Below are 18,420 nucleotides of genomic sequence, written 5' to 3'. Positions count from 1 at the left end.
CATACCACAACAATAAATTTTACAACATATCAATTTACATCATATTTGTTATGTTAACTCAACTATCACCTGTAAAAAAGTGATTTTGAGTATATCTCTGGCCTTAAAAGTCAAAAATAGCATTACGCCTTTTAGGCTGTAATAATCAATTAGATACCAAACCAAACAGCAAATGAGAACTTTGTTTTTAAGAAAATCATACGTCATACTAGCGCTATTAAGTTTCGCTGGTGCAACACAACTTGGATTTAGTCAAGAATATACGCCTTTTACAAGAACGTATCCTTCTGGAGATAACTTCAGGTATCAAAATAATATTAAAGGTGATTTAATCTTTATTGCCAATAACATTGTTAATAGAGATGGTGGTACTTCTACTACCGAACCAGAAGATGCTTATAACAATCAAAATCTTCGGGTAAACTCAAATGAACCTTCCAATTACTATGATAATGAAACAGGTGGTTTTTATAATTTTAATGATTTTAAAGACATGCAGTATATTGATGTTGATAGCGATACCTCAACATTTAGTTCTAGTTCTGCCTCATTAAATTTCCCTAATGTTGATTGTAATTTAATACGGTATGCTGCTTTATATTGGTCTGCAACCTACCCTAGTGAGCAAGCAAGCCAATCTTTAGGAACAAACAGACAAAATGATTTTAACAGTGTAAAATTAAAAATACCAGGAGGCTCCTATGTAGACATTACTGCAGATGAAGTTTTATATGATGGTTTTACCGCAACTGATAATCAAAACAGGGCTAATAGTCCTTATGCATGTTATGCAGAAATAACCAACTTAATGACTCCTATGGCAGACCCAACAGGAGAATATACTGTAGCCAATGTCCGTTCTGTTGTAGGATCACTATCCGGTGGTGCTGCAGGGGGGTGGACCTTAGTAATCGTATATGAGAACCCAACACTTAGTGGTAAATTAATTACCACTTTTGATGGTTTTGCAAGAGTCAATTCTGGCAATCCAAACGTAGATATTAACTATTCTGGATTCAAAACAATCCCAGCAGGATACGTAAATGCAAATATTGGGGCAGCAGCATTAGAAGGAGATTTTTCAATTACAGGAGATAGACTTCGTATTAGAGAGAAAACAACAGATCCTTTTACCACTATTAATAACGGTGCAAACCCTTCCAACAACTTTTTTAATAGTAATATTTCTTCCAATGGAACAGTAACTACCAACAGAAATCCTAATAGTATAAATACCTTAGGATATGATACTGACATTTTTAATTTAACCAATAGTGGTAATTCTATTATTGATAATAATGCCACACAGGCAACATTTAGGTTTACCTCTAACGGAGATCAATACTATCCTTTTTTCAACTCGTTTAATATTGAAATTATTGAACCTAAAATTATTCTTGAAAAAAGAGTGACAAATTTAGCAGAAACTGTAGATTTAACAGGCTCTGGCGTAAATTTAGGGGATAATTTAAAATATATATTATCTTTTGAAAATGTAGGGAATGATGATGCTACAAGCTATACAATTCGCGATGTTTTACCTCAAAATATAACTTTAAATGAAGCAGCCTTAGCAACTTCAGGAAATTTACCTCCTGGAGTTACCTACGTTTATGACGCTACTACACGAACTATCGTATTTACCATACCAGATAATTTAATCATTGAAGGTGCTCCTGTGGAGACCATTCGCATGGAAGTTAAAGTGGCAGAAAACTGCTTTGATTTTGTCAATGCGTGTACCAACCAAATTCAGAATTTAGCATATTCTACCTATCAAGGAGTAGATAATGATAATGTAATTACAGATGATCCAAGTGTTACAGATTTTGATTCTTGTGGGTTTATAACGCCGGGTGCTACCAACTTTTTACTAGATGATTTGTCCGATTGTGACTTTTCTAGAACAGTACAACTTTGTGGTGATAATGTTATTTTAAATGCTGGAGATAATTTTGATGATTATATCTGGTACAGAGATGTTAATGAAAACAACGTAATAGATTTAGGTGTTGATACCGTTTTAAATGATGGTAATCCTGATGGAGATTTAAGTACATTAACAGTTACAGAACCTGGAATCTATATAGTAGACAAAATAGTTGCAGATCCTTGTAAAGGTTTCCAAGAGATCATTACTGTAGAATTTTTTGGAACAACCCAAACAAATCCTATCATAGACTTTTTTAACGATAGAAATAGTGACGCAGATATTTCAAATGATATTCAAGGTGAAATATTAAGATGTTCTATTGATGGTGAGTATTTGGCTAATATTTTCTTATGCGGGTCAGCAGATACAGAGTTAATAGAAATAAACATTCCAGATGCTGTAAGTTTAGAATGGCAAGAATTAAATACTAGTTGTACCTCTACAGATCCTGCTTGTCCTAATAAAGGAAATAGTTGTTATTCAACCATAGCCACAGGAAATGCCTTTACACTTACTGATTCTGGGGATTATAGATTAGTAATTAATTATTTAAATGGGTGTTCTAGTCGCTATTATTTTAGTGCCTTTAAGAACGACTTACCAGTAGATACAACCACTAGAGATATTTTTTGTGATACAGATGGAAATATTACCATAACCAATCTTGGTTCTGGATATGGCTTTCAGTTAATTAATTTAGATGCTAATAGCATACAAGTTCCTTTTAGCGCAAACAACGGAAATAGTTTTGATATTGCTATTGCAGGGAACTATAGGGTAGACATTCGTCAATTAGACAGTTCAGGAAATCCAATTGCAAATTCTTGTGAGTTTCAATCCCCAGAAATAGGAATAAGAGACCGAGACTTTACCGTTAATTTATCTACCACACCACAGAATTGTTACACTTTAGGAATAATTAATATACAAACCCTAAATGTAAGAGCTAACTATACCTATGATTTGAGATTTAACGATGGTACTACGCATTCCTATGGTACAGGAACCAGAGTAAATCTTGTAACAGCTCAAACATCAAATAACTATACATTTGAAAACTTAAATCCTGATGACTATACGGTAATTGTTACCACACAAGATGGCTGTACTAGTACACAAAATATAACAGTAACGAAGGTTGATGATTTAAGGTTAACAGCCGCATTAATAGCAAATATTGGCTGTACCGCTGGTACTATAACATTGACCCCTGAAGGCGGATTCCCTAATCCTGAATATAGTTATGCTATTTGGAGTGTCAATGGTACCGATTTATACAGTACTTTGGGTGATGTTCCTGCATCAGAATATACCACAGATCCTATTTTTAAATTTGGATATAGAGATACGGATGATGATGGTATTGATGAATACTTTGCAGGCGAAGAAGGTACTTATGAATTTATTGTTGTAGATGCTAATAACTGTTTTATAGAATCTAATGCCGTTACCATAGAAGATTTGGGTGGTATGACCATTTCTATTAATGATGATTCTCCTGTTACGTGTAGCGGAAATAATGATGCTAGTATCACGATAAGCACTACAAATGGTATTGGTCCTTTTGAATATAGTATTAATGGTGGTACAACAACGCAAGACACTCCAAGCTTTGTTGGCTTAGGAGCAGGTACTTATAATATTGTTGTAACAGATAGTTCTGGTTGTAATATAACAGAAACCCATACCATAACAGAAACAGCAACCCTAACTGCTTCTGCAGGGGTATCTAGAGATGTAACTTGTAATCCCGCAGGTGCAGAAGTACGTATTACCAATGTTGTTGGTGGTCAAGCACCGTTCACCTACAGTTTTGATGGTGGAACAACTTTTGGTACCGCAAGTACTGCAATACTTCCTCCAGGAAATTATAATACTGTAGTGGTAAAAGATGCTCTTGGTTGTGAGTTTGCAATGGATGTATATGTAGAAGATGCTCCCGTAGAACCTGTTATAACTCCGGTGGTAGATTACAATTGTGATGGTACTGGGAATATTACTTTAAATTCAAATATTAGCACCTATGATTATACGTATGAAATAGATGGTGTCTTAAATAGTCCTGATGAAACCTCTAATATTTTTAGTAGTATAGCTTCAGGTACGTATACCATTACTACGAATTACACCTCTCAAACTCCGCCAACGCCAAGTTTATTATTGGTAGAAAATTTTGGTTCTGGTGCAACTACTTCTAGTATAAATACTGTAGGGTATACCTATGAAGATCAAACTGGAAATGCACCAGGTGATAGCAATAGTAATATTAATGACTATGAATATACAGTAACAAGCAGATTAGTTTCTCCTTTTGGCTCTTGGATAAATCCTATTGACCATACTACCGGTACCAGAACAGGTAACGGTCGTTACTTAGTTATTAATGTTGGTACACCAGCAACAGGACAAGTAATTTACACAAAAACAATAAATGATATTATTCCAAACCAACCTTTAAGAGTTTCCTTATGGATACTAAACCTCTTAAAAAGTACTAGTTCTGGATTAGATCCTAACTTAATAATTGAAATACAAGAAACAGGTACTGGAACTCCTGTTCAAACCATTCGAACTGGAGATATTGCTAAAAATACAGGTGGGAGCGATTGGACAGAGTTTGCAGCAGATCTAAACCCTGGTGCTAATACCTCATTAGAGTTTGTTATTAGAACAGATAAAGTGGGTAATGATGGTAATGATTTAGCAATCGATGATATAGAGGTCTATCAAATTCCTGAAGTATGTGAATTATTTGTAGAAAACTTAGTAACTGTTGAAAATGATAAAGCTTTTGAAGCTAATTATATTTCTTCAACAAACGTAACGTGTTTTGGTGGTACAGATGGGACCATAACTTTTGAAGTATTAAATTTTGATGCTACAGATGGATTCGAATATTCTACAGATGGTGTAAATTATACCACATCACTAGTTTCTCCAGTAACTACGCCACAAGTATTGGGTGCTGGCACAGCCACTATTGATATTAGAAGAGTAGATGATGTTACTTGTATTCAACAAATAACAAGAACAATTACACAACCAACCGCTGTAAATACCACAGCTGTAATATCCAACCCTTTTACCTGCTCAAATACCGGAGCTACCATATCTGCAAACGCAACAGGAGGTACACCAACCTATGTGTATCAATTAGAAGATACTGCGGGAACAGTAATTGGAACGTATGACTTTGCAACCAACGGTGCTAATAAAATTTTTACGAATGTTACTGCAGGTCAATATATTGTTATTGCAAGAGATAATAGTGGTTGTGAAGATCCTATAAATACAGCTATTACCATTACAGCACCTACGGCTTTGACTTTTACAGCAACACCTTCTGTTTGTTATTCTGGAGCAAGTGACGGTACTATTACCGTAAATGCTTCCGGAGGTAATGGCGGTTTACTGTTCAGTATCAATAATGGTCCGTTTGTAGCTCCAACGCCTACCACAGCAAGTTCCTATGTATTTAACAACTTAGCTTCTGGTACGTATATCATCAATGTAAAAGATGAATTAGGATGTACAACAACTCCTCAAAATATTACAATTGCACCAGAATTAAGCGTCACTGCTTCAGCTAGTGCTATTACAACTTGTGCTACAAGTACAGCTGTTACTATTACCGCTACTGGTGGTGATGCTAATTATGTCTATGCTATTGTAGCAGATGGGGTAACTCCTGTAGCTAGTGATTTTGCTACAACCAATCCTATTGCTATTGCTGCAGCAGGTGATTATGATGTATATGTACGTGATCATGCAGGTGCAACAGGATTCTGTTTTGATATGTTTGATATTACTATCATCAAAAATGCACCTATTGCAATCACAGAAACCCTAACAGATGTTACGTGTTTTGGAGGTACTGATGGTGCTATATCTTTAGCCGTAACAGGTGGTAATGCTCCATATCGTTACAGTATTGATAATGGGACGACTTATCAAACAACATCTTCAAACTTTCCAAATTTAGTAGCTGGAACCTATCAAGTGTTAGTTCAAGATGCAGATTTATGTACACAACCTCTAAGTGTTGTCATAAACGAACCTAATGCAATTACTGCAGAAGCCGTTCAAACAAAAGACTATACCTGTTTGCCTGCTGGTGAAGCAGAAATTACCGTAGGAAGTATAACCCCTACAGCTGGTGGTTCTGGTGATTACCAATACAGTATTAATGGAGGAACTTGGACTGCTTCAACTACCGGTGGAACTGTATTTACAGGGTTAACCGATGGTACTTATACCATTCGTGTAAGAGATGCAGCAGCAATTACTTGTGTTGTTACTTTAAGTGACGTCATTATTGATCCATTACCAATTGCACCAACATTATCAAGTAGTGTAACTTACAATTGTGAGGGAACAGGCAACATAACCATCACTCCTTTTGATGCTTCTTATACGTATTCAATTGATGGTGGAACACCACAAACTGGAACTACAGCAAATGTATTTAATACTATTGCCGCTGGAAACCATACCGTTGAGGTAAATTACGGAAGTGAATGTACCACGCAAATTATCGTAAACGTAGCTAGTGGTAGAGCTTTTACCGCTTCTATTTCTGCACCAATAAACATCACTTGTTTTGGAGAAAGCAATGGAGGATTTACTATTAACGCTTCTAATTTTGGAACAGCAGGTTTTGAATATTCTTTAGATGGTACCACTTTTGTAGGTCCGTTTACAAGTGCTGAAACCGTTACTGGTTTAACCGCACAAAACTATTCAATTACCGTTAGAGATGTAAGTAGTCCAACAACATGTACTATTCCTTTAACGCAAAACCTTACACAGCCTAATGCAATTACAGCAACGGCTAGTATAACAACACCGTTTACGTGTGCTAATACGGGTGCAACAATTACAGCAGTAGCTAATGGAGGTACTCCAACATATACCTACCAATTAGAAACAAATACAGGAACTATAAGTAGAGCATACCAACCTACAGCTACATTTAATAATGTACCTGCAAATGCAAGTGGTGAAAACTATGTAGTACGTATCTTAGATAGCAGAAACTGTACAAATGTAACCTTACCGGCGGTAACCGTAGATGCTCCAGAAGTACCTACATTTACCGCAACTCCTACAGCCTGTTACTCTGGTGCCAGTGATGGTGAAATAGTAGTTAACGTAACTGGTGGTAATGGAAATTTAATTTTCAGTATTGATAACGGTCCGTTTGTAGCACCAACACCTACAACGGCTTTTACCTATACCTTTACCAATTTAGCTTCAGGAGATCATATCGTAAATGTTCAAGATGGATATGGTTGTTCTGCTGCTTCGCAAACCATAACCATTAATCCTGAATTAAGCGTTACCGCTTCTGCAAGTGCTATTACAACCTGTGCTACAAGTACAGATGTTACTATTACCGCTACTGGTGGTGATGCTAATTATGTCTATGCTATTGTAGCAGATGGGGTAACTCCTGTAGCTAGTGATTTTGCTACAACCAATCCTATTGCTATTGCTGCAGCAGGTGATTATGATGTATATGTACGTGATCATGCAGGTGCAACAGGATTCTGTTTTGATATGTTTGATATTACTATCATCAAAAATGCACCTATTGCAATCACAGAAACTCTAACAGATGTTACGTGTTTTGGAGGTACTGATGGTGCTATATCTTTAGCCGTAACAGGTGGTAATGCTCCATATCGTTACAGTATTGATAATGGGGCGACTTATCAAACAACATCTTCAAGCTTTCCAAATTTAATAGCGGGAACCTATCAAGTGTTAGTTCAAGATGCAGATTTATGTACAGAACCTTTAAGTGTTGTCATAAACGAACCTAATGCAATTACTGCAGAAGCTGTTCAAACAAAAGACTATACCTGTTTACCTAGTGGTGAAGCAGAAATTACCGTAGGAAGTATAGCTCCTACAGCTGGTGGTTCTGGTGATTACCAATACAGTATTAATGGTGGTGCATGGACCGCTTCAACTACCGGCGGAACAGTATTTACTGGATTAACAGATGGTACTTATTCTATTGACGTAAGAGATGCAGCGGCAATTACTTGTGTTGTTACTTTAAGTGACGTCATTATTGATCCATTACCAATTGCACCAACATTAACAAGTAGTGTTACTTACAATTGTGAAGGAACAGGTAATATAACCATCGCTCCTTTTGATGCTTCTTATACGTATTCAATTGATGGTGGAACACCACAAACAGGAACTACAGCAAATGTATTTAATACTATTGCCGCAGGAAACCATACCATTGAGGTAAATTACGGAAGTGAATGTACCACGCAAATTATCGTAAACGTAGCTAGTGGTAGAGCATTTACCGCTTCTATTTCTGCACCAATAAACATCACTTGTTTTGGAGAAAGCAATGGAGGATTCACTATTAACGCTTCTAATTTTGGAGCAGGTGGATTTGAATATTCTTTAGATGGTACCACTTTTGTAGGTCCGTTTACAAGTGCTGAAACCGTTACTGGTTTAACCGCACAAAACTATTCAATTACCGTTAGAGATGTAAGTAGTCCAACAACATGTACTATTCCTTTAACGCAAAATCTTACACAGCCTAATGCAATTACAGCAACAGCTAGTATAACAACACCGTTTACGTGTGCTAATACGGGTGCAACAATTACAGCAGTAGCTAATGGAGGTACTCCAACATATACCTACCAATTAGAAACAAATACAGGAACTATACTTAGAGCATACCAAACTACAGCTACATTTACTAATGTACCTGCAAATGCAAGTGGTGAAAACTATGTAGTACGTATCTTAGATAGCAGAAACTGTACAAATGTAACCTTACCGGCGGTAACCGTAGATGCTCCAGAAGTACCTACATTTACCGCAACTCCTACAGCCTGTTACTCTGGTGCCAATGATGGTACGATACAAGTAGATATTACCTCTACACCTGGAAATGAAAATTTCCAGTTTAGTATCAATGGTGGGGCATGGATTACTCCTTCTCCAGTGAGTGCAACAACCTATACCTTTACAGGCTTAGCAAATGGATCCTATACCATTGATGTAAAAGATGGTTTTGGTTGTGATGCCGTACAAGAAACAGTGGTATTGACTCCACAGTTAGTAGTAACTACAACTGTTCTAGATGTTAGTTCATGTAATGATGGTCGTATTACAGTAAATGCTACAGGTGGTAACGGAACTTTAGTATACGCAATAGTTCCTGCCAATACTGATCCTACTGGATTATATACAACATCAAATAGCTTAACGGTAACCAATGCTATGGCAACGGCTAATCCTGCTGGTTATGATGTGTATGTGCTTGATAATAATGGTGTAAGTTCTCTATGTTCGTTTACCGAAGAAGATATCATTGTAAATACGGCAGCTACTTTAACTATTTCTGGAACTCCAACAGATCCTGAATGTTATGATGGATTAGGTTCTATTGATGCTCTTGCTGCTGGTGGAAACATGCCATATACCTATGCCTTAACAGATTTATCTCCAGCAGATGGTATTGATTATAGTGTAAGTTATTCGAACATCAACGCAACAACAAATGCTTTTAGCGGAATTGGTGTTGGTAATTATGAAATTACGATTACAGATGTTAATGGATGTTCTCTTACTTCAGCTATAATTACAATTAACAATGCAGTAGAAATTACAGCAGATATTACGCCTATATTACCTGTTGTTTGTGATGATCCAGATCCTTTATTATATGGATTTGAATTTACAAATGTAGTTACTCCAACTGGTACAATAGAATATAGCGCTGATGGCGGTACAACTTGGCAGAACTCCAATGAATTAAGAGGTTATCCTTCTGGAACTGCAGTTAATCCATCTATTCGTGTTACCCTAGCAAGTGGTACAATTTGTCAAAAAGATTTTCCTAGATATATTATTCCTTATCCTTTAGATAGCTTAGATATTACCTTATTTCCACAAATACTAGATTGTAATGATTTACAGGTTACTGTTAGAGGTAGTAATGGAGATGATACAAACGGATATAGATATACATATACAGATGATCCTGCTAGTTTTGGAACATCAACACCTGTATGGACTGCAAGAATTCCAGCAGGAACATCTCATACATTCGCAAATATTGATCCTACAACACCTCAACTTCCTGGATTACCTTTATTAGTTCCAGGTAGAACCTATGTGTTCTACGTTGAAGATACTGCTGGTTGTATTAGACAAAGTAATGTTAATGTTAATGATGTTGTTTCAAATATTCCAATTGTAATTACTACTGAAGTTATACCTAGTTGTTTTAGTGCTACTCCAGGTGTAGGTAATGGCGAAATAATATTTACTCTTAATCCAACAACATCAAGTACACAAATGCGATGGGAAGTGTACCTACTAGGAAATTTAAGTCCGACTGCGGTTAGTGGTGCTATTGTTCCTGCCCCAGCTAGTAACGTCCCATACAGCAATACTATTATCGTTCCTGATTTAGCCGAAGGAGAATATTATATAGAAGTTTGGCAAACAGATGGAACAACTGATACTTGCCGAGGTGGTAGTGAAAATGTATTAGTAGATGAACTTAGAGAATTAACTGCAACTGCTGCACCAACTAGAGATATCTCTTGTAATTTACCTGGTTTAATTACAGTATCTGCAATTAATGGTGGTGGCGGTGCTCCGTATACTTTTGATGTTCTTTATCCTGATGGTACAACTACGTTAACTGGCTTAACAAGTAATCCAATACAAATACCTGTAAATTCTCCTGCTGGAGATTATATAGTGACCTTAAATGATCAATACGGATGTCCGGTAACACTAGCTCCTGTAACATTAGGCTTAACTCCTAAACCGACTATTACAGTAACACAAGACAATTGTGCTGCTCCAATAAGCCTTGAAGCAGTAGGTACTTCTGCTGCCGGAAACTTACGTTATGCTATTGTTGCCGCGGGAGATCCTATGCCAACAAGCTACTTAGATAATAATGGTTTATTTACCAATGTTACTCCTGGAAGCTATAATGTTTATGTAATTGATGGTAATGGATGTACAGCTGAAGAAACAGCATATATCGTAAACCCTGTGCTTTCAGCAAAAGCAGAATTAACTAAATTATTAGATTGTACAGGTACACCTGATGCAACCATTACAATCGAAGCTCTAACAGGTTCAGGAAACTATGAATATTCAATCTCTGGAGCTGCAACAGTAGCACAAACAACTTTGACAAGTCCGTTTGTTTATGACGCCTCTGCAGCTGGTGATTATATCATTACTATTTATGATACAGCTACTCCTAGTAGTGTAAGTTGTAATAGAGTATTTACAGTAAACGTTCCAGTTAGAGTTGAACCTGTAATCAGTACAACAGCTGCTACACCAATAACGTGTATTGGTGATAATGATGGTACTATAACGATCACTGCAGTAGATAACGGAACAGGGCCTTATACTTTTGAAATTACCTCTTTAGATGGAACGCCTCAAACTATAGCTCCTACAAGTTCTACAAATACAACCGCAGAATTTACAGGTCTTGTGCCTACAGCAACTGCAGCAGGGTACGTGGTTACCGTTACTGGTGATGCTACGACTAACGCTTGTACAACAGATAGCGCTGCCATACAAATTGCAGAACCTACAGCAGTGGTTGTAACTATTGATCCATTAGTAGATGTAGTACAGTTTACATGTACACCAAGTACTAATACAGATAACAATGCAAGCATTACTGTAAATACGGTAAGTGGCGGATCAGGAACGTATGTACGCTACATATTTGAAAATACAACAACTTCAACAATCGTTCAAGACGGTACAAATACCATCTATACAGAAACCAATAGAGCAGGTGGTAACTATACTATTTCTGTTTATGACGACAATGGATGTATTGGAACAGCAACAGCAACTATTGATGCTTTTGATGAATTATTGACTATTGATTCAGCTATTTCTAGTGCAATTACCTGTAGTCCTGGAAATGATGGAGAAGTAACTATTACAGTTACCTCAACAAATAGTGATACTACTAAATTTGAATATAGTAATGATAATGGTACTACATGGCAAGCTTCTAGTGTATTTCCTAATTTAGGAGTGGGTACACATAACTTCTTAGTAAGACATGTGGATACGGATTGTGAGTTATTCACTTCAATTAATATAACAGATCCAAATACATTTACCATAGCTACTCCGGTAACTACAGATGTAATATGTATGGGAACTGCTACAGGAACTGCAACTTTTACAGTAGCTGATGCCACCTATACAGGTACCTATTCTTGGGAAGTATTTGATGATAATGATACGCCTACAAACTATTTAGATGATACCTCTGTGCAAACAGGTACTTCTGCAGATTTTACAGCTACAGCTTTACTTGCTGGTGGATACTATGTAACCTTCGCTCAAGATGGTGTACCTACTTGTGATAATAGAGCGCCATTTAATATTGCAGAACCAACAGATGCTTTAGCAGCAGGTACTCCTACAACATCTCCTATTACTTGTATTCCAGGTACCGACGGAGTTATTGAAATTATTGATGTAACTGGCGGATGGGGTGGCTATGCGTACTACGTAAGTACTACAGCTAATCCAGATCCTACAGATGCAAGCAACTATGTGGCTACTCCTAAGTTTGAAAACTTAGCAGCAGGTACGTATGAAATTTGGGTGATAGATAGTCGTGGTTGTTCTTTACAATTAGCAGACATCACTTTAAGTTTACCAACTGCGATTACTGCAGACCTTCAATTAAACAATGAAAACTGTTCTAATTTTGAAGGAGAAGTGCAAGTAATCAATCAAACAGGTGGTCAAGGAACTAACTATAGCTACCAATTACAACGTTTTGATGGTACTGCTTATGTAAACCTAAGACCAATTCAAACTAATGATACCTTTAGTAACCTAGGTGCTGGACAGTATCAAGTAATTGTTAGTGATCAGTGGGGTTGTTTTGCTCCAACAGCAAATGCAATTACGCTATACGAAGAAATGGTGCCTTTAGCTACCGTAGTGAAAGCTATCGATTGTACGGTAGATCCTGGTGGACAAATAACCATATCACAAACTGGAGGTAACGGACCATTTAACTATACAGGAACATTCCCTGACGGAACGCCTTTAACAGCAAATACAGACGGAATCTTCTCTACATTAACCCAAAATGGAACCTATTCTTTCACTATAACAGATGCAACATTATGTTCTGTAGCTATTAGTAAAACACTAGAAGTTGCCGTTCTTCCTGCAACACCAACTATTGATGCCTTTACTAATGTAACGTGTTTCAATGCTGCCGATGGAACCATCTCTGTAAGTATATTGGCAAATGGTTTTGATCCGTATACTTTCCAAATTACAAGTATGGATGGTGCTGTGGCAACTATTAATCCTACAAGCACTACCAATACCAGTGCTGTATTTACAGGATTGGCAAATACAATAGCAGCAGGATATGAAATTACAGTAACCGCTGCAAATAGTTGTACAACAACAATTACGCAAACAATTACGCAACCTCTAATATTAGATGTACCAACACCAACCGTTACACAATTTGTTTGTGCTACAGGAAATACAGATGATAATGCATCTATAGATCTTACCGGATTAGTAACTGGTGGTTCTGGTAACTATGTACGTTATGTATTTGTAAATGATGCCACTCCTGGTACTCCATTACAAGATGGTAGCAATGCAGAATACACAGAAACGAACTTAGCGGGTGGTAATTATACCATTACGGTGTATGACGATATGGGTTGTTCAGATACAACTACAGCAACCATTGATGCTTTTGATGAATTGTTAACTCCAACCATTACTATTGATGAAGCAATATCATGTGTAAATGCTGGTGAAGATGTTACCATTAATGCTTTTGGTTCTATAACCGATTCTAGTACGCCTGCTGGTCTTGCTAACTATGAATTTAGAGTATTACCTAATGCATTCGGAACTTCTAATGTATTTACAGATTTAGCCATAGGAAATCATGTTTTTGAAGTGAGAAATATAAATACCAATTGTGTGGTTACTATTTCTCATACCGTAGAAAATCCAAATACATTTACCATAGCTACTCCGGTAACTACAGATGTAATATGTATGGGAACTGCAACAGGAACTGCAACTTTTACAGTGGATGATGCAACCTATTCTGGAACCTATTCTTGGGAGGTGTTCAATGCAAATACAACAACAACAGGAATAACAGGAAGTTCTCCTAATTTTACTGCTAATGCTTTATTGGCAGGAGATTACTATGTAACTTTCACTCAAGATGGCGTGCCTACTTGTGATAATAGAGCGCCATTTAGTATTGCAGAACCTACAAATGCTTTAGCAGCAGGTACTCCTATTGAATCGCCTATTACTTGTGTTCCAGGTACCGACGGAGTTATTGAAATTATTGATGTAACTGGCGGATGGGGTGGCTATGCGTACTACGTAAGTACTACAGCTAATCCAGATCCTACGGATGCAAGCAACTATGTGGCTACTCCTAAGTTTGAAAACTTAGCAGCAGGTACGTATGAAATTTGGGTGATAGATAGTCGTGGTTGTTCTTTACAATTAGCAGACATCACTTTAAGTTTACCAACTGCGATTACTGCAGACCTTCAATTAACCAATGAAAACTGTTCTAATTTTGAAGGAGAAGTGCAAGTAATCAATCAAACAGGTGGTCAAGGAACTAACTATAGCTACCAATTACAACGTTTTGATGGTACTGCTTATGTAAACCTAAGACCAATTCAAACTAATGATACCTTTAGTAACCTAGGTGCTGGACAGTATCAAGTAATTGTTAGTGATCAGTGGGGTTGTTTTGCTCCAACAGCAAATGCCATTACGCTATACGAAGAAATGGTGCCTTTAGCTACCGTAGTGAAAGCTATCGATTGTACTGTAGATCCTGGTGGACAAATAACCATATCACAAACTGGTGGTAACGGACCATTTAACTATACAGGAACATTCCCAGACGGAACGCCTTTAACAGCAAATACAGACGGAATCTTCTCTACATTAACCCAAAATGGAACCTATTCTTTCACCATAACAGATGCAACATTATGTTCTGTAGCTATTAGTAAAACACAAGAAGCTGCCGTTCTTCCTGCAACACCAACAATTGATGCCTTTACTAATGTAACGTGTTTCAATGCTGCCGATGGAACCATCTCTGTAAGTATATTGGCAAATGGTTTTGATCCATATACCTTCCAAATTACAGCTATGGATGGTACTACGTTAACGATACCTACTGACCCAACAAGCAGTACAGCAACAAGTGCTGTATTTACAGGCTTAGCAAATACAACTGGTGTTGGTTATACCATTACAGTAACCGGAACTAATAGTTGTATTGTAACCATAAACCAAACAATAGCACAACCTGCGGCTGCATTAACTGTTGGAACGCCAACAGTATCAGAATTTGATTGTACTACTGGAAATACAACTAACTATGCAACTATAGCTCTTACCGGATTAGTAACTGGTGGTTCTGGTAACTATGTACGTTACGTATTTGTAAATGATGCCACACCAGGTACTCCGGTACAAGATGGTAGCAATGCAGAATACACAGAAACAAACTTAGCGGGTGGTAATTATACCATTACGGTGTATGACGATATGGGTTGTTCAGATACAACTACAGCAACCATAACTCCTTTTGTAGGGATTAGTGCACCAACAGTTATCATTGATGATACGGTAACCTGTAATGGTGATGATGAAACTATTACGGTGGGTATAACCATCACTCCAGCAACTGCATTACCTAATTTAACCTATGTAGTTTCTAGTGCTAACGGATATGGGCAAACTATAAGTTCTACAAACAGTTCAGAACAGTTTACGGGATTAGGAATAGGAAACTATACCATCACAATTACCAATAATGATACAGGATGTTTTGTAAGCACTACACATAGTGCAAAAGATCCTAAGGTTATTGAAGTAACAGCGGTAAAAGTTACCGATGAAACTTGTTTAAATGATGGTGTAAATGGTGGTAGTTTTAATGTAACTATAGCCAATTATACAGGAGGCTATGACTACCAAGTATTTAGAGCAGATGGTACACCCTATTCTGGAATTTTATCAGGAAATACAGGTACAGCACTTGTAATTGATGATTTACCAGGCGGTAGTTATTATGTTCAAATTATAGAGACAGATGCTACAAGTACGTTCTGTACTGATAATTCTAATGCAGTAACTATTAATGCACCAGAGTTTCCTATTACAGCAGTAGTTAGTGAACAGTCTAATGTAACTTGTGATGGTAATAGAGGAAGTATTTTAGTAGATCCTTCTGGAGGAAAAGGACCTTATACCATTACGATAGCTTCTGCTACACAAACATTTACTGAAACAGGGGTTCAAGCTCATATTTTTACAGGCTTATCAGCTGGTAATTTTGCAGTAACCATTACAGATGCATTTGGTTGTGTTAATGATACGTATTCTCAAATACTAGTACAACCAGACCCAATTGTAGCAGCTATTTCAGCAGATATTACTTTAGCTTGTTATGGTGATAATACTGGTTTTGTAACTGCAACAGTTACTTCTGGCGGACTTGGAACTTTACAATATAGATTAAATACATACGATTCAACAGGAACCGTAATTGTAACTACCTCAGCAGCGCAAACTTCAAATACATTCTCAGGTTTATTCTCTGGATTGTATAGTATATCAATAGCTGATGATGTAAGATGTTCTACAGAAACACCAATAGCAACCATCACAGATCCTGTAGATGTTTTTGGTTCATTGACCATGACACAATCTATAACTTGTGTTAATAATTTAGAATTATTACTAACAGCAAATGGAGGAACAGCACCTTATAGTTTTAGTACAGACGGTGTGAGTTTTACAGCCTTTAATAATGGAAATGAACATATATTTAATACTCTTGCTTCTGGAAATTCTGGTGCAGGAACGTATAGATATTATGTACAAGATTCATTTAATTGTACCTCTACACTCTCTAATGAAATAAAAGCAGAACCTGTTGCTCCGATTACAATTGTAGTAGATGAAACCGCAGCAACTATAAGTTGTAATGGAGAAAATACAGCACAATTAATTGCAAGAGCAAGTGGCGGATTAGGAAATTATTTCTATGAATTATTAGATACCCCAACAAGTACTACACCTTTACAAGGTCCTAATACTAATGGAATATTTAGAAATTTAACTGCAGGAAACTATTATATAAAAGTAACTAGTGAAGATTGTGAAGAAACAACAACAGTAATAACTATAGATGAACCAACACCATTAGTATACACTGATGATTACTCCGCAATTATATGTGCTGGTGATACCAACGGATATATCAATGTTTCGTTATCTGGTGGATCTGGTGATTATCTCTACGCTATTTCTCCAAATTTAGCCAAATTTGAAGATACCAATTCATTTACAGATTTAGCCCCAGGTATCTATACCGTAATTGCCCAAGATAAAAATGGGTGTTTTGTACAGACTGTGTATACCATTACTGCGGCAACACCAATAGTTATAGATGCAACACCAACAGGAGAAACTTGTTTAGGTAGCAATGACGGAAGTATAGATTTAGTGCTTTCTGGTGGCACAGCGCCCTACAGTACACGACTAAAAAATACAAGTTATGTAGCTAATATGATTCGTTATACTGATTTAGCTTCTGGAGAACATACCGTTTATGTCATAGATGATTTAGGTTGTGAAACAAATGTTCAAGTAACCATTGCTCAAGGTGTAAACCTAAAAGCAACAGTAACACCAGTATATGAATGTACAGGAGATACACCTAATAATTACTTGGTAGTAACTCATGAAGATACAAGTGTAGAAGGTTTAGCCTTATATCAATTAGATGATGAAAATTCTACAGATGTACGTCTGGAGCCAGATTTTACGAACATTGCTCCTGGAAATCATACACTTATTATCTCTTTAAATGGTTGTCTAGAAATTATACCGTTTACCATAGAAAATTTTGATCCATTAGTACTTTCATTAGAAAATAATAATATCAATGAAATTACAGCAATTGCAGCTGGTGGTGATGGTAATTATACCTTCTATTTTGGTGATAAAAACAATGAAGATGATAACACTATGTACATCAATGAATCGGGTACATATACCGTAACAGTTGTAGATGGTAATGGTTGTGAGGCTATTGCAAGTATTGAAATGGAATTCATTGATATAGAGATTCCTAATTTCTTTACACCGAACAACGACTCACAGAATGATACATGGATTCCTCAAAATTTAGAAGGCTTCCCAAATATACTAATGATCATTTTTGACCGTTATGGTAGAGAGGTTTATAGACTGGGTGCAAACGACCCAGGATGGGATGGCCTTTACCAAGACACTGAGCTCCCAACCGGTGATTATTGGTACATAATAAAACTACAAGGTGAAAACGATGAAAGAGAATTTGTCGGACATTTTACCCTGTACAGATAAAA

At 36.8% G+C, this 18,420-nt stretch carries 1 protein-coding gene; it reads left to right on the top strand.

All coding sequences use genetic code 11. The features are described from left to right. The first annotated feature begins 172 nt into the window (after positions 1-172). Positions 173-18,418, top strand: coding sequence for a T9SS type B sorting domain-containing protein (locus CELAL_RS07360; protein WP_013550271.1), 18,246 nt, complete (start codon positions 173-175; stop codon positions 18,416-18,418). The last annotated feature ends 2 nt before the right edge of the window (positions 18,419-18,420 follow it).

The organism is Cellulophaga algicola DSM 14237, from assembly GCF_000186265.1.
GTDB classification, from domain to species: domain Bacteria; phylum Bacteroidota; class Bacteroidia; order Flavobacteriales; family Flavobacteriaceae; genus Cellulophaga; species Cellulophaga algicola.
This window is presented reverse-complemented; position numbering and strand designations above follow the sequence as displayed.

Bases quoted from the DNA above. Each gene is read 5' to 3' on its own strand.
- CELAL_RS07360 (WP_013550271.1), top strand. From the start codon at position 173: ATGAGAACTTTGTTTTTAAGAAAATCATACGTCATACTAGCGCTATTA.